18 protein-coding genes are annotated in these 22,881 nt (G+C 69.7%); 8 read left to right on the forward strand and 10 right to left on the reverse strand.

Going from position 1 to position 22,881, the window contains the following annotated elements:
• Positions 1 to 140: 140 nt before the first annotated feature.
• Both H4O13_10390 and H4O13_10395 read left to right on the forward strand, forming a co-directional pair.
• A complete protein-coding gene (locus H4O13_10390) occupies positions 141 to 488 on the forward strand; it encodes a 4a-hydroxytetrahydrobiopterin dehydratase (GenBank protein MBE5315800.1) in 348 nt (115 codons plus the stop codon).
• 17 nt (positions 489 to 505) lie between these two features.
• Positions 506 to 2,008 (forward strand): CPBP family intramembrane metalloprotease, encoded by a 1,503-nt coding sequence (locus tag H4O13_10395; protein ID MBE5315801.1) that lies wholly within the window; start codon positions 506 to 508, stop codon positions 2,006 to 2,008.
• Positions 2,009 to 2,014: 6 nt separating this feature from the next.
• Here the strand turns inward: H4O13_10395 and H4O13_10400 are convergent, their stop codons facing one another.
• Positions 2,015 to 3,058 (reverse strand): RluA family pseudouridine synthase, encoded by a 1,044-nt coding sequence (locus H4O13_10400; protein ID MBE5315802.1) that lies wholly within the window; start codon positions 3,056 to 3,058, stop codon positions 2,015 to 2,017.
• Positions 3,059 to 3,652: 594 nt separating this feature from the next.
• Here H4O13_10400 and rne point away from each other — a divergent pair.
• Positions 3,653 to 7,036 (forward strand): ribonuclease E, encoded by a 3,384-nt coding sequence (gene rne, locus H4O13_10405; protein ID MBE5315803.1) that lies wholly within the window; start codon positions 3,653 to 3,655, stop codon positions 7,034 to 7,036.
• A 280-nt stretch (positions 7,037 to 7,316) separates the two neighbouring features.
• Here rne and H4O13_10410 read toward each other — a convergent pair whose 3' ends face one another.
• From H4O13_10410 to H4O13_10435, 6 genes are all read right to left on the reverse strand, one after another.
• Positions 7,317 to 7,958 (reverse strand): response regulator, encoded by a 642-nt coding sequence (locus H4O13_10410; protein MBE5315804.1) that lies wholly within the window; start codon positions 7,956 to 7,958, stop codon positions 7,317 to 7,319.
• 242 nt (positions 7,959 to 8,200) lie between these two features.
• A complete protein-coding gene (locus H4O13_10415) occupies positions 8,201 to 8,836 on the reverse strand; it encodes a DUF2058 family protein (protein ID MBE5315805.1) in 636 nt (211 codons plus the stop codon).
• Between the two features lie 32 nt (positions 8,837 to 8,868).
• Positions 8,869 to 9,081: a SlyX family protein gene (locus tag H4O13_10420; GenBank protein ID MBE5315806.1), complete on the reverse strand. Its 213-nt coding sequence runs from the start codon at positions 9,079 to 9,081 to the stop codon at positions 8,869 to 8,871.
• The gene (locus H4O13_10425; protein ID MBE5315807.1) at positions 9,074 to 10,429 is read right to left on the reverse strand and encodes a UDP-glucose/GDP-mannose dehydrogenase family protein; all 1,356 of its coding nucleotides are present in this window, start codon (positions 10,427 to 10,429) and stop codon (positions 9,074 to 9,076) included. Before H4O13_10425 ends, H4O13_10420 begins: the two co-directional genes overlap by 8 nt.
• 161 nt (positions 10,430 to 10,590) lie before the next feature.
• Positions 10,591 to 11,301 carry an FKBP-type peptidyl-prolyl cis-trans isomerase gene (locus tag H4O13_10430; GenBank protein ID MBE5315808.1) on the reverse strand — a complete coding sequence of 237 codons (711 nt, stop codon included), beginning with the start codon at positions 11,299 to 11,301 and terminating at the stop codon, positions 10,591 to 10,593.
• A 129-nt stretch (positions 11,302 to 11,430) separates the two neighbouring features.
• Entirely contained in the window at positions 11,431 to 11,856 is a 426-nt protein-coding gene (locus H4O13_10435) for a DUF3429 domain-containing protein (GenBank protein MBE5315809.1), read from the reverse strand.
• Between the two features lie 59 nt (positions 11,857 to 11,915).
• On the opposite strand from H4O13_10435, the gene H4O13_10440 reads away from it, so the two are divergent.
• Positions 11,916 to 12,416 (forward strand): nuclear transport factor 2 family protein, encoded by a 501-nt coding sequence (locus tag H4O13_10440; protein MBE5315810.1) that lies wholly within the window; start codon positions 11,916 to 11,918, stop codon positions 12,414 to 12,416.
• Between the two features lie 25 nt (positions 12,417 to 12,441).
• Here the strand turns inward: H4O13_10440 and H4O13_10445 are convergent, their stop codons facing one another.
• A complete protein-coding gene (locus tag H4O13_10445) occupies positions 12,442 to 12,996 on the reverse strand; it encodes a glutathione peroxidase (GenBank protein ID MBE5315811.1) in 555 nt (184 codons plus the stop codon).
• 181 nt (positions 12,997 to 13,177) lie between these two features.
• On the opposite strand from H4O13_10445, the gene H4O13_10450 reads away from it, so the two are divergent.
• From H4O13_10450 to H4O13_10460, 3 genes are all read left to right on the forward strand, one after another.
• Positions 13,178 to 14,170, forward strand: a complete 993-nt coding sequence (locus H4O13_10450) for a hypothetical protein (GenBank protein MBE5315812.1) — start codon at positions 13,178 to 13,180, stop codon at positions 14,168 to 14,170.
• 298 nt (positions 14,171 to 14,468) lie between these two features.
• Positions 14,469 to 17,075: a hypothetical protein gene (locus H4O13_10455; protein MBE5315813.1), complete on the forward strand. Its 2,607-nt coding sequence runs from the start codon at positions 14,469 to 14,471 to the stop codon at positions 17,073 to 17,075.
• Entirely contained in the window at positions 17,072 to 18,364 is a 1,293-nt protein-coding gene (locus tag H4O13_10460; GenBank protein ID MBE5315814.1) for an amidohydrolase family protein, read from the forward strand. The genes H4O13_10455 and H4O13_10460 overlap by 4 nt, the downstream gene beginning before the upstream one ends.
• Before the next feature lie 385 nt (positions 18,365 to 18,749).
• Here the strand turns inward: H4O13_10460 and H4O13_10465 are convergent, their stop codons facing one another.
• Positions 18,750 to 19,355, reverse strand: coding sequence for an SET domain-containing protein (locus H4O13_10465; protein MBE5315815.1), 606 nt, complete (start codon positions 19,353 to 19,355; stop codon positions 18,750 to 18,752).
• Positions 19,355 to 19,969, reverse strand: coding sequence for an SET domain-containing protein (locus H4O13_10470; GenBank protein MBE5315816.1), 615 nt, complete (start codon positions 19,967 to 19,969; stop codon positions 19,355 to 19,357). Before H4O13_10470 ends, H4O13_10465 begins: the two co-directional genes overlap by 1 nt.
• A 788-nt stretch (positions 19,970 to 20,757) precedes the next feature.
• On the opposite strand from H4O13_10470, the gene H4O13_10475 reads away from it, so the two are divergent.
• Positions 20,758 to 22,734, forward strand: coding sequence for a peptidase (locus H4O13_10475; protein MBE5315817.1), 1,977 nt, complete (start codon positions 20,758 to 20,760; stop codon positions 22,732 to 22,734).
• The last annotated feature ends 147 nt before the right edge of the window (positions 22,735 to 22,881 follow it).

The following is a 22,881-nucleotide window of genomic DNA, read 5'->3' on the forward strand; positions in this document are numbered from 1 at the left end:
CGTGACGCCTCGTGAGCCGGGACCACTGCGACCGCATGCGCGCTCATCTCCAGAACTGGGAGGAATACCGTCGGCCGGCGGGCGGCGCGATGACCGCTGGCTATACTCCGCGCCCTTGCTCTCGTCGGATGCCACGCGCCATGACCACGCTCGCCGAACTCGCTGCCCTGCGCTGCCGCCCCCTGCGAGGCGCCGACCACAAAGCCGCATCGACGCGGGTGGAAGAGGCCCTGACCGCTCTGCCCGGCTGGTCGCTGGTCGAGGATGGCGCGGCCCTCTCCAAGACCTACAGCTTCACCGACTATTACCGCACCCTCGCCTTCGTCAACGCGCTGGCCTTCATCGCCCACGCTGAAGACCACCACCCCGATCTGTCCGTGCACTACAACCGCTGCGTCGTGCGCTACTCCACCCACGACGTTGGCGGGCTGTCCGAGAACGATCTGATCTGCGCAGCCAAGACTGAGCTGCTGCTCGGCGCGCACTGAGACCGACCCGGCCCACCATGCCCCCCGGGCCTGCGCATGGGAACCTGAGCGCGGCCCTGCGGCTGACCGCGCTGCTGCTGGGCCTGCTGTGGCTGCTGGTCTACGTGCCCGCGGCGCAGCTGGACGCCGAAGCGCGGGCGCAGTCAGCGCTGTACGCGCGCGGTGACTCGCCGTTTCGCTGGAGCTTCAGCGATCCCGACGCCTTGGCAGGCCCGGCGCTGGGCGCGCAGCGACTGGATCGCGCGCGCGGGGCTGCGGCTGCGCTGCGCATCGCGATGCCCAACGGCGACGCCAATCTGGGCCTGCGCCTGTCCGGCCGGCGCGTCGATCCCTCGGCCCTGCCGCGGCTGCGCTTGCGCATGCGCAGCGAGCGGCCGCTGCAGTGGCGACTGGCTGCCGCCAGCGACCTCAAGCCGGATGTCCCCGCCGGGCCTTGGATGCCTTGGCCGCCCGCTTCGGCAGTGGGCTCCGGTCGAGAGGTTCCCGCGGACGCGCAGCCTGAGTTTTTCGAGACCGATCTCAGCTCCGTTCTGCCGCCGCTGGACGCCCCGCTCGCGCAGCTGCGCCTGCAGCTGATGGGCGAACCCGGTCAAGTGGTGGAGCTGCAGTCACTGAGCCTGCATCCCGCCTGTGCAGCAGCGCACTGCCAACCACAGCGGGTCGAACTGCCGCCGCACCTGCTGCCCTCGCAGCGGCTGGCAGCGCGCGATGCCGCCCTGCTCGATCTCCCGCAGGCGCCGGTCGGCGTGCAAGCGCCGGAGTGGCTGGTGCGCGCGGTGCAGGCGATGCGTGCCCTGAATCACTGGCACGCCGCAGCCATCGCCGCGCTGCTGGTGCTGGCCTGCGCCCTGGGCGCGCGCCTGCTCTCGATGCCGGTGCGGCGCGCCTTCGCCCTGCTGATCGGTGCCGGTCTGCCGATCCTGCTGCTGTCTCTGGGACTGCCGCGCTTTCCGCCGCAGGCCGCGGACCTCGTGCTGATCGTCGGCTGGGTCACGGCGCTGTGGTGGCTGCGGCCGGCTGGCGCCTTGAGTTTGCCTGCGGCAGCGCTTCGGCCCGAGCAGGTAGCGCGGCTGATCGGCTCGCGTCGCGCCTGGCGATCGGCCCTCGTGGTCACCGCAGCGGGCCTGCTCCTGCTCACGCTGCTCAGCGTGCTCGGCAGCGGAAGCGAACAGGGAGGCTTGCAGGCCGAACGCAGTGGCCGCTACCTCGCCTGGGCTGCGCTGCAGCAGGTCTGGCTTGCGCTGTTTCTGCTGCCGCATCTGCGTGAACCCGGCAAGGACGCGCAGACGGCTGCGCTGGCCGGGCTGCTGTTCGCCGCCCTGCATTTGCCCAACGCCGAGCTGATGGCGCTGTGCCTCATCGGCGGCTGGGCCTGGTCGCGCATTGCGCTCAAGCACGGCAGCCTGCTGCCGCAGATCCTGTCGCATGCGGCGCTGGGCCTCGCAGCCAGTGCACTGCTGCCGCAGAGCGTGCTGCGCTCGCTGGAGGTCGGCGGTCGCTACGTGTTTGCGCCGCTGTAGGTCGCTTCAGCGATCCAACGCATCCAGCACGGCTTTCAGCTCGGCCGGCAGCGGCGCGCTGAGCGAGTACGGCTCGGTGCCGTCCTTCAGCGCGAACTTCAGGCTCGCGGCGTGCAGGAACAATCGCTTCAGACCGGCTGCCTTCAGGGCCTTGTTGGCCTCGCGCTCGCCGTACTTCTCGTCCATCGCCACCGGGTGGCCGCTGTGCTGGGCGTGCACGCGGATCTGGTGGGTGCGGCCGGTGTCGATGCGCACTTCGGTGTAGCTGTGGCCCCCGTGCAGGGCGAGACGGCGGAAATGGCTGAGCGAGGCCTTGCCCTCGACCGGGTCGACCCGGACCATGCGCTCACCGCCCTGCAGCTCGAACTTGCGCAGCGGCGCGTTCACGCTGAAGGGCTTCTGGCCGACGTCGCCGACCAGCAGGGTCAGGTAGCGCTTTTCCAGCTTGCCCTCGCGGATCAGGCGCTGGAGTTCGGTCAGCGCCGAGCGCTTCTTGGCGACGACCAGCAGGCCCGAGGTATCGCGGTCCAGACGATGCACCAGCTCCAGCGGCTCGCCCGGACGCAGCTGGCGCAGCAGTTCGATGGCGCCGAAGCTGATTCCGCTGCCGCCGTGGGTGGCGATACCGCTGGGTTTGTCGAGCGCCAGCAGAGCGCGGTCTTCGAACACGATGCTGTCGCGGATGCGCTCCAGCTGGCTGCGCGGCGCCTCCTGCGGGGCCTCGGGCTCGGCCAGCCGCACCGGCGGAATGCGCACGGTTTCACCGCCTTCGAGCCGGGTGTCGGGCTTGGCGCGACCGCCGTTCACGCGCACCTCGCCGGTGCGCAGGATGCGGTAAATCAAGGAGCGCGGCGCGCCCTTCAGCTGGCCCAGCAGGAAGTTGTCCAGACGCTGGCCGGCGCGGTCGGCCGGCACTTGCACCAGGCGCACGCCGCCCGCTGTGGGCTGCTTAGCGGTTTCGTTTGCTGCGGCCGCACCCGGCTTGCTAGACTTCACGCGCGATAAGGTCCTGATTTTCCAGCGCCCTTCTCGTTTCCGGGGCTGTTTCATGCATCACTCGGCGCGCTGCTCTTCGTAGATCGGACGGCGCGCGGGCCGAGTGTCGGTCCGCTTCAAGGCGGGCGTGCATGGTAGCGGCAACGGCGCAATCCAGCTTGATCGGGATGTACGCGGCAGGGGGCGAGGCCCCTGCGCCGCGCGGGGCCAGGGATGGGCTCCGGGACGGAATCGGCGCATGCCGCTGGCCCTGAGGGGCGGTGGCTCGCCTGTTTCGAGTGGCCGGTTTCGAGCGCGCGCCGCCCTTTGTTGGCGAGCGCCGCGCGACGCCAGCCGCCGGTGGCGGGAGGGATCCCGCGCCGGCATCGCAGTATCGCGGCAGCCGCTGTCGCCACCGCTACCCTCGCTGGGCGAGGTTCTGGCCGGGCGTGCAGCGGAACGGTGATCGGTCATGGCGCGGCGGGGCTCCCGCAGCGCGGTCCGGTCGGTGGTACCCAACGGCAAGAACAACGTGTGGCGCTCCCGCGGGCCTTGATGGGCCCGGCAACGGTCGCAGCGCTGGTGACTCCGCTTCGGGCGCGCGGCCTTCGCGTGCCTTGGCCGGGATTTCCGGCGTTCCCCGCGTGAGCGCGCGAGGAATGACGTCCAATGAAGAGAATGCTGATCAACGCAACTCAGGCGGAAGAGTTGCGTGTGGCCATCGTCGACGGCCAGAGCCTGTACGACATCGACATCGAACAGCCCGCGAAAGAACAGAAGAAGTCCAACATCTACAAGGGCCGCATCACCCGGCTCGAACCCTCGCTGGAAGCCGCCTTCGTCGAATACGGCGGTGAGCGCCACGGCTTCCTGCCGCTGAAGGAAATCTCCCGCGACTACTTCCTCCCCGGCACCGACCCGAACAAGCACGGGATCAAGGAGCTGCTGAAGGAAGGCCAGGAAGTCGTCGTCCAGGTCGACAAGGAAGAGCGCGGCAACAAGGGCGCGGCGCTGACCACGTTCATCTCGCTGGCCGGCCGCTACATGGTGCTGATGCCCAACAGTCCGCGCGCCGGCGGCGTCTCGCGCCGCATCGAAGGCGAGGACCGCCAGGCCCTGAAAGAGGCCATGGACAAGCTGAACATCCCCGACGACATGGGGATCATCATCCGCACCGCCGGCGTTGGCCGCGATGCTGAAGAGCTGCAGTGGGACCTGGACTACCTGCTGCAGGTGTGGCGTGCGATCACCGACGCCGCGCTGGCTCGCCCTGCTGCGTTCCTGATCTACCAGGAGTCGCGTCTGATCGTGCGCGCCCTGCGCGACTACCTGCGCGCCGACATCGGCGAGATCCTGATCGACTCCGAGCAGATGTTCCAGGAGGCGCGCGACTTCGTCGAACAGGTGATGCCGCACACCCTGCGCAAGTTGAAGCTCTACAAAGACAGCATCCCGCTGTTCAACCGCTACCAGATCGAGTCGCAGATCGAGAACGCCTACGAGCGTCAGGTTCGCCTGCCCTCGGGCGGCTCGATCGTCATCGACCAGACGGAAGCGCTGACCGCCATCGACGTCAACTCGGCGCGCGCCACCAAGGGCGGCGACATCGAGGAGACCGCGTTCAACACCAACCTCGAAGCCGCTGACGAAGTCGCTCGCCAGCTGCGACTGCGCGACTTGGGCGGCCTGGTGGTGGTCGACTTCATCGACATGGAGTCGAACCGCCATCAGCGCGAAGTCGAAGAGCGCCTGAAGAACGCGCTGAAGCATGACCGCGCGCGCGTGCAGATCGGCCGCATCTCGCGCTTCGGCCTGCTGGAGATGTCGCGCCAGCGCCTGCGCCCCAGCCTCGGCGAATCCAGCCAGACGGTCTGCCCGCGCTGCGCCGGCCACGGCCGCATGCGCAGCGTCGAATCGCTGAGCCTGTCGATCCTGCGCCTGATCGAAGAGCAGGCGATGAAGGACAACACCGGCCAGGTGCTGGTGCAGGCCCCGCACGAGATCGCCAACTTCCTGTTGAACGAGAAGCGCCGCGGCCTGCTCGAAATCGAGCAGCGCCACGACGTGCCGGTGGTGATCGTGGCCGACGATCAGCTGGAGACACCGCACTTCAACGTGCAGCGCATCCGCGAGGGCGAACTGGGTGAAGAGACCGCCAAGCCCAGCTACCACCGCACCTCACCGCGCAAGCAGGAAGTGCATGCGCTGACCCGCGCCAACCTCAACATTCCGCCGGCCCCGGCGGTGAAGGCGGTCAAGCCGACCAGCCCCGCACCGATCCGCGAGGATCGCGAGGACGAGGAGCGCCCGAAGCCCGTACCGCAGCCACAGGCGCAGAAGCCGCAGCAGATCGCGCCGCAGCCGCGTCGTGAGCCGCAGGCCGAGCCAGCCAAGAAGCCCGGCCTGTGGTCGCGTCTGCTCGGCATGCTCGGCTTGGGCGCCACCGAAGCCCCGGCAGCGCCGCCGGCGCGTGACGGCAAGCGCGAGGGTCGCGACGGCCGCAATCGCGACCGCGATCAGCGTCGCGAGGAGCGCCGCAGTGAACGCGGCAACGAGCGTGGCGATCGCAACGAACAGCGCAACGACAGCCGCACGGAAGCCCGCAGCCAGCAGGAGGGTCGCGGCGGCAAGCCGCAGAAGGGCCAGCAGGGCGCAGCGGGCGGCAAGGCGCAGCCGCAGGAGGACCGCGGCCAAGGGCAGCGCCCCCAGGCACAGCCGCAAGACGAGCGCAGCGAAGGCGGCCGCAATCGGCAGGGCAAGCCCCAGGACAACGCGCGCACCGACAAGCCCGAACGCGGCGACAGGCCGGAGCGCGGGGAGAAGCCCGAGCGCAGCGAGCGCAACGAGAGCCGACGCGAACGCGCCGAAGCCGCTGCGGCAGCCGCGGCCGCAGCCGGAGCCGCCGCCGAGACGCGCCCACCCCGCGGCGAAGCGCGCGCGCCGGAAGCGCCCAAACCGGCCGCGGCCGAAGCGGTTGCGCCTGTCGCCGTCGCCGTGACCGAAGAGGCGGTGGGCACGGAAGCCCTCGCAAACGCAGCGCCTGAAGCGGCGACAGAGGCCGCAGGCGAGGCCAGCGCTGGCGGACGTCGCCGCCGCGGTCGCCGCGGCGGTCGCCGCCGCCGTCGCGAGGCCGGTGCCAACGGCGAAGCCAACGGCAGCGATCAGAGCCTGGGCCTGGACGACGACGACAGCGACGATGCCGACGGCATTGAAGCCACGACGCCGATCGAAGCGCCAAAGTCGAACGCCCAGCCCGAAGCGACGGGCGAAGCTGCCGAGGCCGATTCGGACAGCGCGGTGGCGCAAGCCCCGGATGCGCCAGCCAAGGGCGAAGCGCCGCCCTTCGTGCCGGTGCCCCTGCCTCGCCCCGCGGCGGTCGCAGCCGCTGCCGCAGCCACCGCCACGCTGGTGCCTGCACCCGCGACTGCCGTCGTCGAGCCGGCGAGCGTCGCGCTCGCGGACGTAGAGTCCTCACCCGCGCCGGCTGAACCGGCCCCGCCGACAGCGCCGTCGCCGCCGCAAGCGCTGGCTGCGCCTGCACCCGAACCGGATGCGTCGTCTGTCGACAGCGTTGAGGCAACTGCAGCGCCGATCGCCGCATCGGTGCCCGCTGTCGAGGCGGAGGTTGCGGTGGCGGTGGCCGCGCCCGCGCTCGCCACCGTCGCGCCTGCCTACCCGGATGCAGCACCCACGCCGGCAGCGCAAGTCGAGGCGGCCGCTGCGGCAGCCCCTGTCGAGGCAGCCGAGCCCGCGATCGCCGCAGCCTCCGAGCCAGCCTCGGTCGAATCGCAGGCAGCGCCTGTTGTGGCCGAAGCGGCACCGAGGGTCGAAGTCGACTCGCCGGTGGAGGTGAGCATCGAAGCCCCGGCAGCGGCTTCGGCGACACCTGTCGCCACAGTGACCGAAGTCGCGGAAGCCGCGCCTGCTGCCGAAGCCGCGGCGACCGCAAACGCGCCGGCGGACGCCGGAGCAGACGCTCCGGCGAGCGAGGCCCAGGCCCTTGCCGAAGCCCCGGCTGCGGAAGCGACACCGCGTCAGGAGCGACTTATCTGATCGGGCAGATCCCCCGAACAGCGCACGCGAACGGCCCGGCACTCCCGGGCCGTTCGCGTTTGGGCGGCAGTGCTTGCTTGAGACATGCTGCGCGCCACGGAGGGCGCGCCCTGGCCGCGAGCGCACACCGGCCCAGTCGACAGAACGCCGCGAAGGTCAGGCTGCGGCGCTGAAGCCCGCCTCCGCTCACCTTCTGGACCAAGCCGTCGGGTCAACCCAGGGAGCGAACACCGCGCGCTGCTTGATGGAGACCTGCTGCGGGACTGTCCCGACGCGTGCCTCAACTCGCGTTGGGATCCACCAGTCCGTGCTGCCGAGCGATCCGCGCCAGCGAGACCACATCGCGCACGCCGAGCTTGTCGAACACGCGGTACTTGTGGGTGGCGACGGTCTTCGCGCTCAGGCTGAGTCGCTGGCCGATCTCGGTCATCTTGCGGCCCTGCACCAGCAGCAGGGCGACCTCCAGCTCGCGGGGCGTCAGCGCCTGCACGGCTGAGGGCGTGCCGGTGAGCCCCTCCATCGCGATCTGTCGAGCGATCGAAGCGCCGATGTAGCGACGACCTGCCGCCACTTCACGCACTGCAGTGAGCAGTTCGGGTCCGGGCGCGCCCTTGTCGAGGTAGCCATAGGCACCCGCAGCCAGCACGCGCTTCGGAATCGGACCTTCGTTGAGCACCGAGACCATGATCAAACGCACATCGGGCAGGCTGCGGGCGAGGCGCTCTGTGACCTCCAGGCCGGACAGCCCGGGCATGTGGAAATCGCAGAGCACCACATCAGGCTTGAGTTTGCGCAGGAGCGGCAGGGCCTCGTCGCCGCTGCCGGCCTCGCCCACCACCTGCAGATCAGGCTCGGCCTCAAGGATCATGCGCACCCCGGCGCGCATGAGCCCATGGTCGTCCACCAGAACAATCCGAATCATTCCGCTCCTCCCCCAAAGGCGAAAGCTTGCTGTGCGCCCCTCCGTGCGACCGCGCTTAGCGCGACCGGCCACTGACGAATGCCGACCTGCGAGCGGATCAGACCATGAATGCAATCCGGAAGGCGGGCAAGACCCGCGCACGGTGCTGTGCACTGCGTTCCGAACCACTCTCAACCTGAGCCGGGCCAGCACCCCGATCGTGCAGGCGCTCGGAGCTCAAGGCTGCCGCGGCGACCGGGCGCTTACCAGACCAGATCGTCGGGCACGGCGAAACGCGGGTCGGCGTACTCGTCGCCGCCTTCAACCGCATTCGGATCGACCTGCAGGGCCACGCAGTCCGGCATGAGCGCGCGGGCCTCATCGGCGTGCGCGAGTGTCACCAGGTGATAGCGACCGCCCGCGGACACAATCGCCAGCTCACCGGCGTTCAAGACTTTGAGCTGCTCGGCCGTGACATAGACACGGCGAATCTTGCCGGCATGCTCGAAGTGCCGCGGCAGATCTGCGCTGGCGGCGTTGAGCGAGGCCTTCTGCATCAGCTCGAACAGCTTCTGCCGCGCTTCGCGGCGGCGCGCGGCCTCGGCCTGGCGCTCGCGCTCCAGGCGCTGCTGCTCCTCGCGCTCGACGCGCTGGCGCAGCGCGTAGGCCTTGGCCAGATCGATCTCCTCCTGGCTGCGCGCCGCGGGTGCGTGCGCACGCGCGTCCTGCGGACGGCGCGGGCCCGGCTTCGCCTGCGCAGGCTTGCCCGGCGCAGGCTTGGCGTGTGCCGCAGAGCGCGCTGAGGCATCGCGCGGGGGCCGCTGCGGCTCGCGCGGCTTGGCGGGTTCAGGAGCTTTGAAGCCCAGCTGCATCAGCTGGTCGCGCAGGGAAGTGGTCATCGCTGGCAGCAATCGTCGTTGGCACCGCGGCGTCAGTAGTGCGGCGGCGGCGGCTCCTGCGCCGGATCGGCGTACAGCAAACCGCGCAGGGATTTCAGGTCGGTGAGCATCAGCTCCAGCCGGCGCTCGAGTTGCTCGATGCGCAACGTCTGGTCGGTGATCACCGCGTTCAAGCGCTGCATCGTATCGTCCTGGAAAGCCACCCGCATCTCCAGTTCGACGATGCGCTCCACAAGCTCATGCATGGCCCACCTCCGCGCCGGCAGCCAGCGAGCGACCTCGACCGATCCCGTAGTAGGCCAGTCCGCTGCGCTCCACGCTCGCCGGATCCCAGATGTTGCGGCCGTCGAACACCACCGGGGTCGTCAGGCTGCGGACGATGCGGCGGAAGTCCGGGCTCCAGAAGGCTTTCCACTCCGTCACCAGGACCAGCGCATCAGCGCCTTCCAGAGCCGCATACGGCTCGTCGACCAGGCTGAGGTCGGGCCGCTCGCCGTAGAGGCGCAGCGCCTCATCGCGGGCTTCGGGATCGAAGGCCGAAACCGCGGCGCCATCGGCCCAGAGCTGCTCCATCAGACGACGACTCGGCGCCTCACGCATGTCGTCCGTGTTCGGCTTGAAGGCGAGCCCCCAAAGCGCGATGCGGCGGCCGCGCAGGTCGCCGAAGTGGCGCTTGAGCAGGGCGTGCAGCTTGTCTTTCTGCGCGTTGTTGACCGCTTCGACCGCGCACAGAATGCGCGCATCGAAGCCCTGCGCCGCGGCGGTGCGATGCAGCGCCTGAACATCCTTCGGAAAGCAGCTGCCGCCGTAGCCGGCGCCGGGATAGATGAACGAGAAGCCGATCCGAGGATCGGAGCCGATGCCTATGCGGACCTTCTCGATGTCGGCTCCAAGCCGCTCAGCGAGGTTGGCCATTTCGTTCATGAAGCTGATCTTGGTGGCCAGCATGGCGTTGGCGGCGTACTTGGTGAGCTCCGCCGAACGCAGGTCCATGATCACGATGCGCTCGTGGTTGCGATTGAAGGGCGCATACAGCGCGCGCAGCACGTCAACGGCGCGGGCGCTCTCGCAGCCGATGATGATGCGGTCAGGACGCATGCAGTCCTTGACCGCATCGCCCTCCTTCAGGAATTCGGGGTTGGAGGCAAGCTCGAAGGCCAGCGTCGAGCCGCGTTCGGCCAGCGCGGAAGCGATCTCCGACCGTACCCGATCGGCGGTGCCGACCGGCACGGTCGACTTGGTCACCACCAGCGCCTCGCGCTGCAGATGGCGGCCGATGGTGCGGGCCACCGTCAGCACGTGGCTGAGATCGGCGCTGCCGTCCTCGTCCGGCGGCGTACCGACCGCGATGAAAACGATGTCAGCATCGGCCAGCGCCGCGGCGGCATCGGTGGTGAACTGCAAGCGGCCCGCGCGGCTGTTCTCGATGACCATGGGCGCGAGGCCCGGCTCGAAGATCGGCACGCGCCCATGGCGCAGGGCTTCGACCTTGTCTGCGTCGATGTCCACGCAGGTGACAGTGTTGCCGACTTCGGCGAGACAGGTCCCAGTGACCAGGCCGACGTAGCCGGTTCCGAAGACGGTGACGTTCATGCGCTCACTCCGGGGTTGATCGATCGACCGCGCGAACGAAGGTCTGCGGCCGAGGCGCAAGGCTAGCCGACGGGGATGCAGGGCCTGTTGCAGTCACGGTCGGCCCAAAAGAAAGCGGCCGGCGAGGCTTCGCCGGCCGCGATCTGGAATCGCTGCGAGGATTACTCCGCGGCGACGATCTCGATCAGTTCAACTTCGAACTTGAGCGTGGCGTTCGGGCCGATCGGGCCCGGGGTGCCGTTCTCGCCGTAGGCTAGCTCGGAGGGCAGCCACAGGGTGTACTTGCTGCCGACGTTCATCAGCTGCAGGGCTTCGGTCCAACCCGGGATGACCTGGTTCAGGGCGAACTGCGCCGGCTCGCCGCGATCGACCGAGCTGTCGAACTTGGTGCCGTCCAGCAGGGTGCCGGTGTAGTGCACCTTGACCGTATCGGTGGCGGCCGGACGCGGGCCTTCGCCTTCCTTCTCGACCTTGTACTGCAGGCCGGACTCGGTGGTCTTCACGCCCGACTTGGTCTTGTTCTCGGCCAGAAAGGCTTCGCCCGCCTCGCGATTGGTCTTGGCGGCGGCCTGGGTCTCAGCCTCGCGCTTGGCCTGCAGCTTCTGGCCGAAGGCCTGCTGCACCGCCATCGCTTCTTCCTGGCTGATGGCCGGCTCTTCGCCGGACAGGCCGGTTTCGATACCGCGCATCAGCACCTGCAGATCGACCTCATCCTTGATCTGCACCAGCGAGCCCGCGATCTGCAGGCCGATCACGTAGCTGATCTTGTCCTTCTCGGTTTCCAGCTTGTCGTTCGCGACCGCGAAGGACGAAAACCCGACCACAGCGGCGGTGGCCGCGGCGAGCAGGGTGGTGCGCAGGGAATGCTTCATGGGTTCTCCAACAGGATAGGCGCCGTGAGTCCGACGGCGACGGGGCGCGGTATTGTGGGGTGGCCCCCGCAGGGGCGCAACGCCGGGCCCACGGACGCTTGTCGGCGAAGAAGGTTCCCCAGCCGTCGATCAGGCCATCAATGCGGTCACCGCCAGCACGTGGCAGGCGAGCACGACGGCGGTCAGCAGCGCGCGCAGACGGCGAAACCACAGCGGGGCAGGCAGACGGTCGCCCGGCCCATCCAGCCACCATTGGCCGACGAAGCCACAGGCGAGCAGCAGCAGCGCGGCCGCAGCGGGCGCCTGCAGCGCGACCCAGGCCCACAGGCTGGGCAGCACCGCCCAGACGTACTCGATCGGGCGATCGACCGAGAGCCCGCGCCCCCAGCGCACCCCGCCGAGGAAGGACAGGATCAGAGCGGAGTAGCCGAGCAGGGCCGGCTGCGCCAGGGCGCGCCAGTCCGGCGACCACACCGACACCGACAGCAGCAGGAAGGGCAATAGCCCTGCCAGACCCAGCCATACCGCCATACGCTCGGACTTGCGCACCTTCACTTGGGTCTCTCCTCGCCGTGGTTCATCCTGCCCCGCATTCCACCTCACGGAGCCCGACCTTGGAAACCCTCTCGGAACTTGAACGCCTTCGCACCCGGCACCCGGCCACCTTCGCTGTGGGCAGCGCCGAAGAAGTCGAAGCCTTGGCCCGCTTCGCTGCGTTTTTCCAGAGCTTCGCCAGCGATCGCATCGAGCGCCTGCTGCCCGTGACCTATGCGGAGGACGTCTACTTCAACGACACCCTGAAGGCGATTCGCGGTCTGCCGACGCTGGCGCACTACCTGCGCGACAGCGCCGACGCCGTGGAGGACTGCCGCGTTCAGGTGCTGTCGAACACGCGAACCGCGGAGGGCGAGTATCTGCTGCGCTGGCGCATGAGCATCCGCTTCAAGCGCTTCCGACGCGGCGTGGAGACCGAAACGGTTGGCCTCTCACACCTGCGCTTCAACGCACACGGCCTGGTGGTCTATCACCAGGACTACTGGAACGCCGCCGACGGCCTCTACGAGCACATCCCCCTGCTCGGCAGCCTGATCCGGCTGATCAAGCGCCGGCTGTAGTCGCCGGCGCTTGATCGCTGGCCCCTCAGGAGCCGCCCAGCAGCTTCTCGATCTCGGCGCGCATCGCCGGGTCGTCGGGGCGCGTGCGGCTGCCGAAGCTGGCCACCACTTCGCCCTCGCGGTTCAACAGGTACTTGTGGAAATTCCAGCCCGGCGCCTGGCCGGTGGCTTCGGTCAGCTCGCGGAAGAAGGGCGCTGCCTGCTCGCCCTTGACCGAGACCTTCTCGAACATCGGGAACTTGACCGCATAGGTGTTGGTGCAGAACTCGGCGATCTGCGACTCGTCCTCGAACTCCTGGTCCATGAAGTCGCCGGACGGGAAACCGAGCACCGCGAAACCACGACCGGACAGCTCCTGATGCAGGGCCTCAAGGCCCTCGTACTGCGGCGTGAATCCGCACTTGCTGGCGGTGTTCACCACCAGCAGCACCTGGCCCTCGTAGCGCTCGCACAGGCTGACCGGCTCCTTGCCGGCCAAGGGTCGGAAGTTCTCGCCTTCGAGTACGCCGCAGGTCGCCAGCGCCGGAAGCGGGCTTGCGAGAAGACAGGAGAACAGCAGGGCGGCGGGCGTGAAGCGCATGGCGAGGGGTCCGGCAGGGAGGGGAACAAGCCAACGAGGCTACGCCGCGAGTGTCAGCGTGGAGTGAAGTCGGGCCGATGTCGCCTTTGCGGATCCTTCTTCGTATATCACGTCTGCAAGCGCGCACGAACGTGCGCCAACGCCACGCCCTACCCCACTCCCCGCCGCACGGAGACGCCCCATGATGGATTTCAGCCTCGGCCAGATCTTCGGCCTGTTGCTGCGCACCCTGCCCTTTCTGATCCTGCGCCTGGCGGTGTACATGGGCATCACCCTGGCCTATGTGATCGCCACGGGCGGAGGCGCGGGCATCGGCTATCTGTTCGGCAAGGTGGCCGCCGACCCCGGCGGCGGCAGCGCCTGGGGCGCGTTCATCGGCTTCGGCCTGATCAGCGGGGTGCTGTACTGGGCGCGCGAATACCTGCTCTACCTGGTCAAGGCCGGGCACATCGCGGTGCTGGCCGAACTGCTGCAGGGCAAGGAGATTCCCGGCGGCCGCGGCCAGCTTGAGCACGCTTCGGCGGTGGTCAAGGAGCGCTTTGTCGAAAGCTCGGTGCTGTTCGGCGTCGACCAGCTGATCAAGGGCATCCTGCGAGTCTTCAACCGCACCATGCTGATGGTCGCCAACTTCCTGCCCATCCCCGGGCTCGATGGCCTGGTCAAGTTCGTCAACGCGGTGATCAACACCTCGCTGACCTATGTCGACGAGGTGATCCTCGCCCACGCCATCCGCACCGGCAGCACCAATGCCTGGGCCTCGGCCCGCGATGCGGTGGTGCTGTACGCGCAGAACTACAAGACCATGCTCAAGAATGCGGTCTGGCTGACCTTCGTGATCTGGGGCCTGACCCTGGTGATCTTCCTGCTGGTGATCGGCCCGGTGGCGCTGGTCGCAAGCGTGTTCCCGGGGCTGGCCGGCTTCTGGACGTTTGCCCTCGCCGTCGTCACCGCGATCTGCCTGAAGGCCGCGCTGGTGGATCCGCTCGCGATGACCGCGCTGATGCAGGTGTTCTTCAAGGTCACCGAAGGCCAGACGCCCGACCCGCAGTGGTCGGCCAAGCTCGAAGGGATGTCGGACAAGTTCAAGGAACTAAAGGACAAGGCCGGCCTGACGCCGCCGCAGCCGGTGGCGGGCACGCCCGCGGCAGCGCCGCCGCCACCGCCTGCGTTCTAGAGGTTTGCCGGCGCCGTGGACGCGCCTTGGGGCAACAGGGATCGATTCCCTCGTGGACGTGATCCGTAGTGATGAGTCCGGCGTCACCGGATTCGCTTCCGCTGGATCAAGCACTTGCGCGCTCGATCCGCGTTTGCACGCGCCAAGACGTGCGGCAAGGCTGATGGCTTCAGCCTTGCCTTGGGCCCGTCGTGCGGGGCTCATGCGTTGCCGCGGAGCGGCCCGCAGCGCGCGTTAGGCGCCATAATCCGGGCCCCGCCCTGCGCGGCCCCACGCCGCCCAACCGCCGAGACCCTGCATGAAGCTGTTCGCCCGCTTTCGCCGCCCGCTGTGGGAACACCCTGAAACTCCGCGTCGCGCCGAAGCCGTGCGCTCAGAGACCGCGCCCGAGCTGATCCGCCTGCTGCCGAACATCGCGGCCAGCGACACTGCAGCCGAAGTGAGGCGCGCGGCGATCACCCGCATCGACAGCGCCGAGACCCTGCTGGGCCTGTTGGCCGCGGAGAAAGACAGCGCCTGCCGCGAGGCCATTCTGGGCCGCGTGCGCGCCCGCCTGCTCGACGCCAAGGTGCCTGCCGCCGAGCGCCAGCAGCTGGCCAGCCACGCGGCGCTGCCGGCAGAGCTGGCTGAGACCATGGCCGAATCCGCACCTGAGCCCGAGCTGCGCGAAGCTGCGGTGCTGCGTCTGAACAAGCCCGGCCTGCTGCAGCGGCGCTGCCTGAAGGACCCCGACCCGGCCCTGCGCCTGCGTCTGCTTGAGCGCATCGCTGACGAAGCCACGCTGGAGCGCATCGCCGAGGCCGCACGCGGCCAGGACAAGGCGCTCTCGCGCCGCGCCCGCGAGAAAGCCGATGCGCTCAAGCTCGGCCGCGGCGATGCCGGCGCCATAAACCAGCGTGCCCTGCAGCTCGGCAGCGCCTTCGACGCGCTGGCGCGCAGCCTGCCGGCTGACGCCGAGGCGCAGCTCGCCGCGCTGGATACCGAAGTCGAACAGCTCGCACCGCGTCTCGACCCTGCCCTGCTGCGCCGGCTGCAGGGCCATGCAGCCAGCGCCAGCGCCGCGGTCAGCGCGCTGAAGACTGCTCACCTGCCGAAGCCGAAGCCAGAGCCGCAGCCGGCAGCAGCGCAGCACGCCGCAAGCGCAGAGCCCCCGGCAGAGCGGTCGGCCGCGACGGCAGTGGCCACCGGGCCTGACGACAGCGAGGCTTCCGCCAGCGTGGCCACGGACGCGGCGGGCGAGGCACCCATCGCCCGCGCCGAAGTCGCCGGCACGCCGGCCGACGCCGCCCCTGTCGCGGCTACCGCTTCGACCGCAGCCGCGCCTGCGCCCGCACCCGCCGCCCAGCTGCCCGATGAAGCCCTGCGCGACGCTCTGAAGCAGGGCCTCGCCGGCGTTGAAGAACAGCGCCTCGGCGTCGCCAAGCCTGCCCTGGAGGCCGCCCGCGCGCGGCTGGCCGCTGGCATCAAGCCGACGCCCGGCCAGCGCGACAAACTGCGCGAGCTGGAGGCCGGCGTCGCCGACATGGAGCGCTGGCAGCGCTGGGCCGGCAACAAGGTGCGCGCGCGCCTCTGCGATGAAGTCGAGCACTTGATCGGCTCCGGCCTGCACCCCGACGCCGTCGCCAACCGGGTCAAGGAACTGCAGGACGAGTGGGCCAAGGTCGAGGCCGCCGAGCCCGATCACGGCGAGCATGCGGCGGGCATCGGCAAGCGCTTCCGCGCGCTCTGCCACCGCGCGCTGGCGCCGGCGCGGCCCTACTTCGAGCAGCGTCGCGCCCTGCGCTCGCAGAAGGCCAGCGAGCTCGACGCGACCATCGCCGCACTGGCCGCTGACATCGAGCAGGCGCCGGACGACCTCAAGCCCCTGCGCGAGCGCGTGGTCAACGCCCTGCGCGAACTGGATGAGGTCGAACCGCGCGCGCGGGCCGCGCTGGGCAAGCGTCTGCGCGCCCAGCTGGACCAGCTCGACGCCCTGCGCGACGCGCGCAACCAGGCGGCGGTCGAAGGCAAGCAGGCCCTGCTCGAACGCCTGCGCTTCGCCGCCCGCGGCGATGCGACGCAGGCCATCAATGCCGCCAAGGCGATTCAGCAGGAATGGCGCAACGCACCGCGCGCCGACCGCAAAACCGAGGATCGCCTGTGGGCCGAGCTGCGCGCCATCGTCGACCCGCTGTTCGAGGCCGCGCGCGCCGGTGCGCAGGCGCGCACCCAGGCGCTGGCGGCGGTCGAAGCCGAGCGTCGCGGCCTGGTTGAGGCCGTGCAGGCGCTGGGACAGGCCGAGGATCTCGCGCAGATCGATACCCAGCTGGCCGAACTTGAAGCGCGCTGGCAGGCCCAGCAGCCGCAGCTCGAAGATGCCGCAGGCGATGCCCGCCCCGGCCGCCCGCCGCGCGATCGTTCGCAGCCCGAACGGGGCGAACGCGCAGAGCGCGGCGACCGCAACGAGCGCCGCCCACGCCCGCCGCGCGCCGCCGAAGGCAGCCTGGAGCGCGAGTTCGAAAAGGCCGTGGAGCGTCTGCGCGCCGCGCAGAAAGCGCAGCGCGAGGCGCGGGCGAAGCATGCCCTGCAGGCGCTACTGGACGCCGCACTCGACGGCGCGAAGGACGACGCACTCAGCGAGGCCGAGCGTCGCGAGCTGGCCGCTGCGCGCGCACGTGACCTCACCCGCGAAAACCGCGAGGACGCCCTGCTTGGCCTGGAACTCGACGCCGGCATCGACAGCCCCGCCGACGCGGCTGCACGTCGCCGCGAGCTGCAGATGCAGCGCCTGGCCGAGCGCATGGGCAGCGGCGGCTCACGCGTGGATGCGCGCGCGGCGCTGCTGGCCTGGGCCGCACATGCGCCGCAGGCCGATGCCGCGCAGAACGCGCGTGCGGCGCGTGCGCTGAAGGCCCTGCTGGGATGAGCTTCGACCTGCTGGTGCGCGACGCCGCGCTGGCCGACGGCCGCCGCGGCGTCGATGTCGGCGTGCGCGGCGGTCGCATCGTCGCCATCGCACCAGCGCTGCCGGCCGAACACGCGGGCGAAGTGATCGAGGCGCGCGGCCGTCTGCTCAGCGCGCCCCTTGTCGACGCCCACTTCCACATGGACGCCGCGCTCTCGCTGGGCCTGCCGCGGCTCAACGCCAGCGGTACCCTGCTCGAAGGCATCGCGCTCTGGGGCGAGCTGAAGCCGCATCTCACCGTCGAGGCGGTGGTGCAGCGCGCGCTGGCCTACTGCGACATGGCCGCAGCGCAGGGCCTGCTGCACATCCGCAGCCATGTCGACGTCTGCGATCCGCGCCTGCTGGCCGTCGATGCGCTGCTCGAAGTGAAACGCCAGGTCGCCGGCTACATCGACCTGCAGCTGGTCGCATTCCCGCAGGACGGCTACCTGCGCGCGCCGGGTGCAATCGAGAATCTGCAGCGCGCGCTGGACCGCGGCGTCGATGTCATCGGCGGCATCCCGCATTTCGAGCGCACGATGGCCGACGGCGCCGACAGCATCGCGCGCCTGTGTCGCCTCGCCGCCGAGCGCGGCCTGCGCGTCGACATGCACTGCGACGAGAGCGACGACCCGCACTCGCGCCACGTCGAAACGCTGGCTGCAGAGACAATCCGCCACGGCCTGCAGGGCCGCGTCACCGGCTCGCATCTGACCTCGATGCACAGCATGGACAACTACTACGTGTCCAAGCTGCTGCCGCTGATGGCCGAGGCGCGGCTCTCGGCGGTGGCGAATCCGCTGATCAACATCACCCTGCAGGGCCGCCACGACAGCTATCCCAAGCGTCGCGGCATGACCCGCGTGCCGGAGCTGCTGGCCGCCGGCATCGACGTGGCCCTGGGCCAGGACTGCTGCATGGACCCCTGGTACAGCTTCGGCAGCGCGGACATGCTCGAAGTCGCCAGCATGGCCGTGCACGTGGCGCAGATGACCTCGCAGGACGGCATCCGCGCCTGCTATGCCGGCGTCACCGACACCGCCGCGCGGGTGATCGGCCTCGACGACTACGGCCTGCGCGAGGGCGGCCCGGCCGACTTCGTCCTGCTGCAGGCGGCAGACCCGTTCGAAGCGATCCGCCTGAAGGCCGCACGACTTGCCGTGGTCCGGCGCGGACGTGTGATCGCACGCGCGCCAGAGCGGCAGAGTTCGCTTGAGCTGCCGGGGCGGCCGCCGCAGGTGTCGCTGGAGTTCGTGCCAGGCAGCCTCTGAGGCGACGGGCTCTCCAGCGACGGCGTGCCGGCGCTCGGGTGGCGCGAGCGGAATGTCGAACTCCAGGCACGTCGCTCGGGGCGAGCGTCGAGCTCCAAGCACGTTGCGCGGGGCGAGTGTCGAGCTCCAAGGCACGTTGCGCGGGGCGAGTGTCGAGCTTCGGTGGGTCAAGACCCACCCTATGGCATCGGGTCGCTGGCCTGCCTCGGCATGCCATCACGACCCATAGGGTGGGTCTTGACCCACCGTTTCCTGCGCGCCGGTCGCGAGCCGCGAGCCGCGCCATCGAACACGCAACCGAAACCGGTTCGCAATCACCACATTCGTGGCGAGCCGGTGGGTCAAGACCCACCCTATGGGCCGCCCTTGGGACGGGCTGCGGGCCTCAGCCGCTGACGGCGCGGCGGCGGCGCGGGCCTCGGGAGTGCAGCACGTCGGCCAAGCTCTGACGCAGGCTGAGGCGGGCAGACTGCAATCGCTGCGGATCGAGCAGAGGCCACAGCGGCTGCGGCGCGGACTCGATGAAGTCCAGCGCCTGGGTCAGCGCGCGGCGCACGGCGGCCACGGCCTCAGGCACCTGGCGGTGATCGATCACGCTGCGGCAGTTCGGCGCGCCGCATTCGCAGTCGAAGGCCTCGCTCGGGCCCATGAAGAGCGTGGCGTAGTCGTTGCTCAGCTGTTCGCCGGCTTCGATGTCGCGCAGTGCGATCTCGAAGCCGAATTCGGTGCCGCCGCAGTTGGGCGCGCAGCTGTGGTTGACGTAGCGGCCGTGGTCCCACAGCAGCACGCGATGACGGCGGCCGTCGCTGAAGGTCCAACGGTCAACCAGCGGTGCCCAGCAGGCTGGCAACTGGGCGATTTCGGACTCGGGGATGGCCTGATCCAAGCCATCCATCACCCAGACCAGGCTGCCGCGCGGGATGCGCTGGGTGGCGATCACACCCTCGCCCACCACGTCGTTGATCGGTACGAGTCGCGTATGCGGATGCATCATCGGCTCTGCCCCTCCGTCGCCGGCACGTGATAGGCGCGGGCCGAGGGCACGTCGACCTCACCGCCCGAGCGCAGCGCCGCCAGCAGGGGCAGATCGCGGGGGCCGGCCTTGGCATAGGGCAGCAGCGGCTGCGGCACCTTGCCGGCGAGTTCGAAGGCAGCGCGGGCCTCGGCGTCCCAGCGCTCGTAGTAGCGTTCGGCATCGTCGCGGCGGATCTCGCCGCGGCAGCTGAGAGCACCGCAGCGGCAGGCCATCGGCTGGATCAGATTGAGGGTGCCGTACTCGCAGGTCAGCTCCTCACCCGGCTGGATGTCGCGCACCGCGATTTCGAAGGCGTCGCCGATGCCGCGACTGGCCGGCGCGCAGCAGTGGTTCATGTAGCGACCGAAATCCCAGCAGAACACGAAGTCGCCATCGGCCGCCTGATAGGCGTAGCGGTCGACCTGCTGGCGCAGCAGCGGCGGCAGCGCCTCGCGCTCGGCGGCGGTGAGGATACGGTCGAAGGCGTCGAGCACCCAGAGAAAGGTGCCGCGGGGAATGAACTCGGTGGCGAAGACTCCGTAGCCGATCTCGGCCGAAATGAAGCGAAGCTCCGAACTGGGGTGGATCACGGCAACTCCTGCGCCGGATAGCGCTGACACAGCAACACTGGAATGCGCTCGGGCCGCGCGACCACGCCTGCCCCATGGCAGGCGCGACGGAGGCGGGGGTCCGCCTCCTGCGAGCGCGAGCGCCGGTTCGACCGGAGCGCCGCGCCCGCTGCGTGCCGATCCACTGAGATCGGCTCCGACGTGCTCCCCCCCTGGAGAACATCAGATGCTGCGCTGCGTGCGACACAGTGCCGGTCGCACGCTGAGCGCAAGAGTGGAGTCTTCGCGCGGTCTTGACTAGGGGGCCGGCGCGCGCGGGGCGCGGATGCTGTTCAGACGGGCCTGCGCGCGCGCGCTCCGGGCGTCCGCGCTGCCGCGGGCCCCACGCGCCGCGCCGCACGCACGCGCGCCTGGCGCGCTCATGCGAGGGCGCGCACATGCGCAGCTCCCCGCGCTCACGCAGGCGCGCCCACGCTCGCCCGCGCGGGCCCACGCGAGCCTGCTCGCCCACGCGCGCCAGCTGGCGCGCCCACGCGAGCATGCTCGCGTGACTCCCGCCACATCCGGCGCGTCTCTCCAGCGCTTACGGTGCGCGGTCCCGATCCGATCCCCGGACGACGCCTGACGGGCCGTGTGCCCGAGGAGCCCCCACCGTGAAACTGCCTCTCCGCGCGCTGCTGTCCGCAGCCATCCTCACTGCTCTGGCCGCCTGCTCGGCCCCGAGCGGCGACAGCGCACCTGCCGCTCCGGCCGCCGAGGCCGCGCCCACTGCCGCAGCTCCGGCAGCGCCGCAGCCCATCGCGATCGACATGAACGCGATCAAGACCCAGCCGATCAGCTTCAGGGCGGCGGATCTCAACCCGGACGTGTCGGCCTGCACCGACCTCAACCAGCACGCCAACCAGACCTGGCTGGCGGCCAACCCCGTGCCTGCGGATCGCAGCAGCTGGGGCAGCTTCGAGGTGTTGGCCGAGCGCTCGCTGGAGATCCAGCATGCGATCGTGCAGGCCGCTTCGAAGTCGAACGCGGGCGCCGGCAGCATCGAGCAGAAGGTGGGCGACTTTTTCGGTTCGGGCATGGACACCGCGGCCATTGAAGCCGCGGGCGTCGAGCCGCTGAAGCCGCGTCTCGCCAAGATCGACGCCATCACCGACACCGCCGGCATCGCGGGCTACCTGCGCGAGTCTTACGCCGTCGGCCAGGGGCCGCTGTTCGGCTTCTACGCCAATGCCGACCTCAAGAACTCCGAAATGGTGATCGGCTACACCAACCAGGGCGGTCTCTCCCTGCCGGAGCGCAGCTACTACCTGGAGGACCGCGAGGACTTCGTGGCTGCGCGCGAGGCGCTGCTCACGTACGCCGCCACCGTGCTGCAGCTCGCCGGCGCCGACGAGGCCAGCGCCAAGGCCCAGGCGCAGCAGGTGCTGGAGTTCGAGACCCTGCTGGCCAAGGCTTCGCTGGACCGCGTGACCCTGCGCGACCCGGCCACCCGCTACAACCCGGTCTCGATCGAGCAGGCCGATGCGGTGACCCCGAACTTCCCCTGGGGCGATTTCTTCGACGCTGTCGGCGTGGCCCGTCCGCAGATGTTCTCGCTGGCGATGCCGGACTTCTTCCGCGAGTTCGACCGCATGCTGGTCGAAGTGCCGGTGGCCCAGTGGCAGACCTGGCTGCGCTTCCGCGTGCTGAACGATGCCGCGCCGTATCTCGGCAAGGCCTTCGAGGACGCCAACTTCGCGCTCTACGGCAAGACCCTGCGCGGCCAGCAGGAGCAGCAGGAGCGCTGGAAGCGCGTGTTGAATGCGGTCAACGGCAGCATGGGCGAGGCGCTCGGCCAGCTCTACGTGGCCGTGGCCTTCCCGCCGGAATCCAAGGCCAAGATGCAGCAGCTCGTCGCCAATCTGTCCGACGCGCTGAAGGAGCGGCTGCAGAACCTCGAGTGGATGGGCGACGAGACCAAGACCAAGGCGCTGGAGAAGTGGGCGAGCTTCACGCCCAAGATCGGCTACCCCGACAAGTGGCGCAGCTGGGACGGTCTGAACGTGGGCCGCGACAGCTACGTCGCCAATCTGGAGGCGGCCGCGGCCTTCAACTATCGCTTCATGCTGGACAAGATCGGCAAGCCGGTCGACAAGACCGAGTGGGGCATGAGCCCGCAGACGATCAACGCCTACTACCGCGCGTCGGCCAATGAGATCGTCTTCCCGGCCGCGATCCTGCAGCCGCCGTTCTTTGATCCGAACGCCGATGACGCGCTGAACTACGGCGGCATCGGTGCGGTGATCGGCCACGAGATGCTGCACGGCTATGACGACCAGGGCAGCAAGTTCGACGCCGTCGGCAACTTCGCCAACTGGTGGACCGACGAAGACCGCGAGCGCTTCAACGCCCGCACCGACAAGTTGGTCGCGCAGTTCAACGCCTACGAGGCCCTGCCGGGCCTGAACGTCAACGGCCGGCTGGCGCTGGGCGAGAACATCGCCGACCTCGGCGGGCTGACGGTGGCCTACGCGGCAATGCGCCGCGCGCAGGGCGAGGGCTTTACGGATCCGATGGTCGAAGGCCTGTCGCAGAGCCAGCGCTTCTTCCTCAACTGGGCCACGGTCTGGCGCCGCGGCTTCACCACTGAAGCCATGAAGCTGCAGATCACCAATGGCCCGCATGCGCCGGGCATGTTCCGTGCGGTCGGCGCGCCGTCCAACATGCCGACCTTCCACGAGGCCTTCGGCTGCCAGCCGGGCGACCGCATGCGCCGCGAGGGCGAGGAGCGCGTGGCGATCTGGTAAGCGCGCCACGCAAGCAGCACTGAAGTGCGAACGGCCCGGGCAACCGGGCCGTTCGCGTATGGAGACGACAAGCGCTGAGCCCAGCCCACGGAACGCGCAGCCTGGCTGCCTGCGTGGGGAGCCTCTCAGGCCAACTTGCAGCTGCGA

This window comes from Lysobacterales bacterium (genome assembly GCA_014946745.1).
Lineage (GTDB): Bacteria > Pseudomonadota > Gammaproteobacteria > Xanthomonadales > Xanthomonadaceae > Aquimonas.

Excerpts from the sequence above, each read along its gene's own strand:
- H4O13_10390 (MBE5315800.1), top strand. The coding sequence starts at position 141 with ATGACCACGCTCGCCGAACTCGCTGCCCTGCGCTGCCGCCCCCTGCGA.
- H4O13_10395 (MBE5315801.1), top strand. The coding sequence starts at position 506 with ATGCCCCCCGGGCCTGCGCATGGGAACCTGAGCGCGGCCCTGCGGCTG.
- H4O13_10400 (MBE5315802.1), bottom strand. The coding sequence starts at position 3,058 with ATGAAACAGCCCCGGAAACGAGAAGGGCGCTGGAAAATCAGGACCTTA.
- rne (MBE5315803.1), top strand. The coding sequence starts at position 3,653 with ATGAAGAGAATGCTGATCAACGCAACTCAGGCGGAAGAGTTGCGTGTG.
- H4O13_10410 (MBE5315804.1), bottom strand. The coding sequence starts at position 7,958 with ATGATTCGGATTGTTCTGGTGGACGACCATGGGCTCATGCGCGCCGGG.
- H4O13_10415 (MBE5315805.1), bottom strand. The coding sequence starts at position 8,836 with ATGACCACTTCCCTGCGCGACCAGCTGATGCAGCTGGGCTTCAAAGCT.
- H4O13_10420 (MBE5315806.1), bottom strand. The coding sequence starts at position 9,081 with ATGCATGAGCTTGTGGAGCGCATCGTCGAACTGGAGATGCGGGTGGCT.
- H4O13_10425 (MBE5315807.1), bottom strand. The coding sequence starts at position 10,429 with ATGAACGTCACCGTCTTCGGAACCGGCTACGTCGGCCTGGTCACTGGG.
- H4O13_10430 (MBE5315808.1), bottom strand. The coding sequence starts at position 11,301 with ATGAAGCATTCCCTGCGCACCACCCTGCTCGCCGCGGCCACCGCCGCT.
- H4O13_10445 (MBE5315811.1), bottom strand. The coding sequence starts at position 12,996 with ATGCGCTTCACGCCCGCCGCCCTGCTGTTCTCCTGTCTTCTCGCAAGC.
- H4O13_10450 (MBE5315812.1), top strand. The coding sequence starts at position 13,178 with ATGATGGATTTCAGCCTCGGCCAGATCTTCGGCCTGTTGCTGCGCACC.
- H4O13_10455 (MBE5315813.1), top strand. The coding sequence starts at position 14,469 with ATGAAGCTGTTCGCCCGCTTTCGCCGCCCGCTGTGGGAACACCCTGAA.
- H4O13_10460 (MBE5315814.1), top strand. The coding sequence starts at position 17,072 with ATGAGCTTCGACCTGCTGGTGCGCGACGCCGCGCTGGCCGACGGCCGC.
- H4O13_10465 (MBE5315815.1), bottom strand. The coding sequence starts at position 19,355 with ATGCATCCGCATACGCGACTCGTACCGATCAACGACGTGGTGGGCGAG.
- H4O13_10475 (MBE5315817.1), top strand. The coding sequence starts at position 20,758 with ATGAACGCGATCAAGACCCAGCCGATCAGCTTCAGGGCGGCGGATCTC.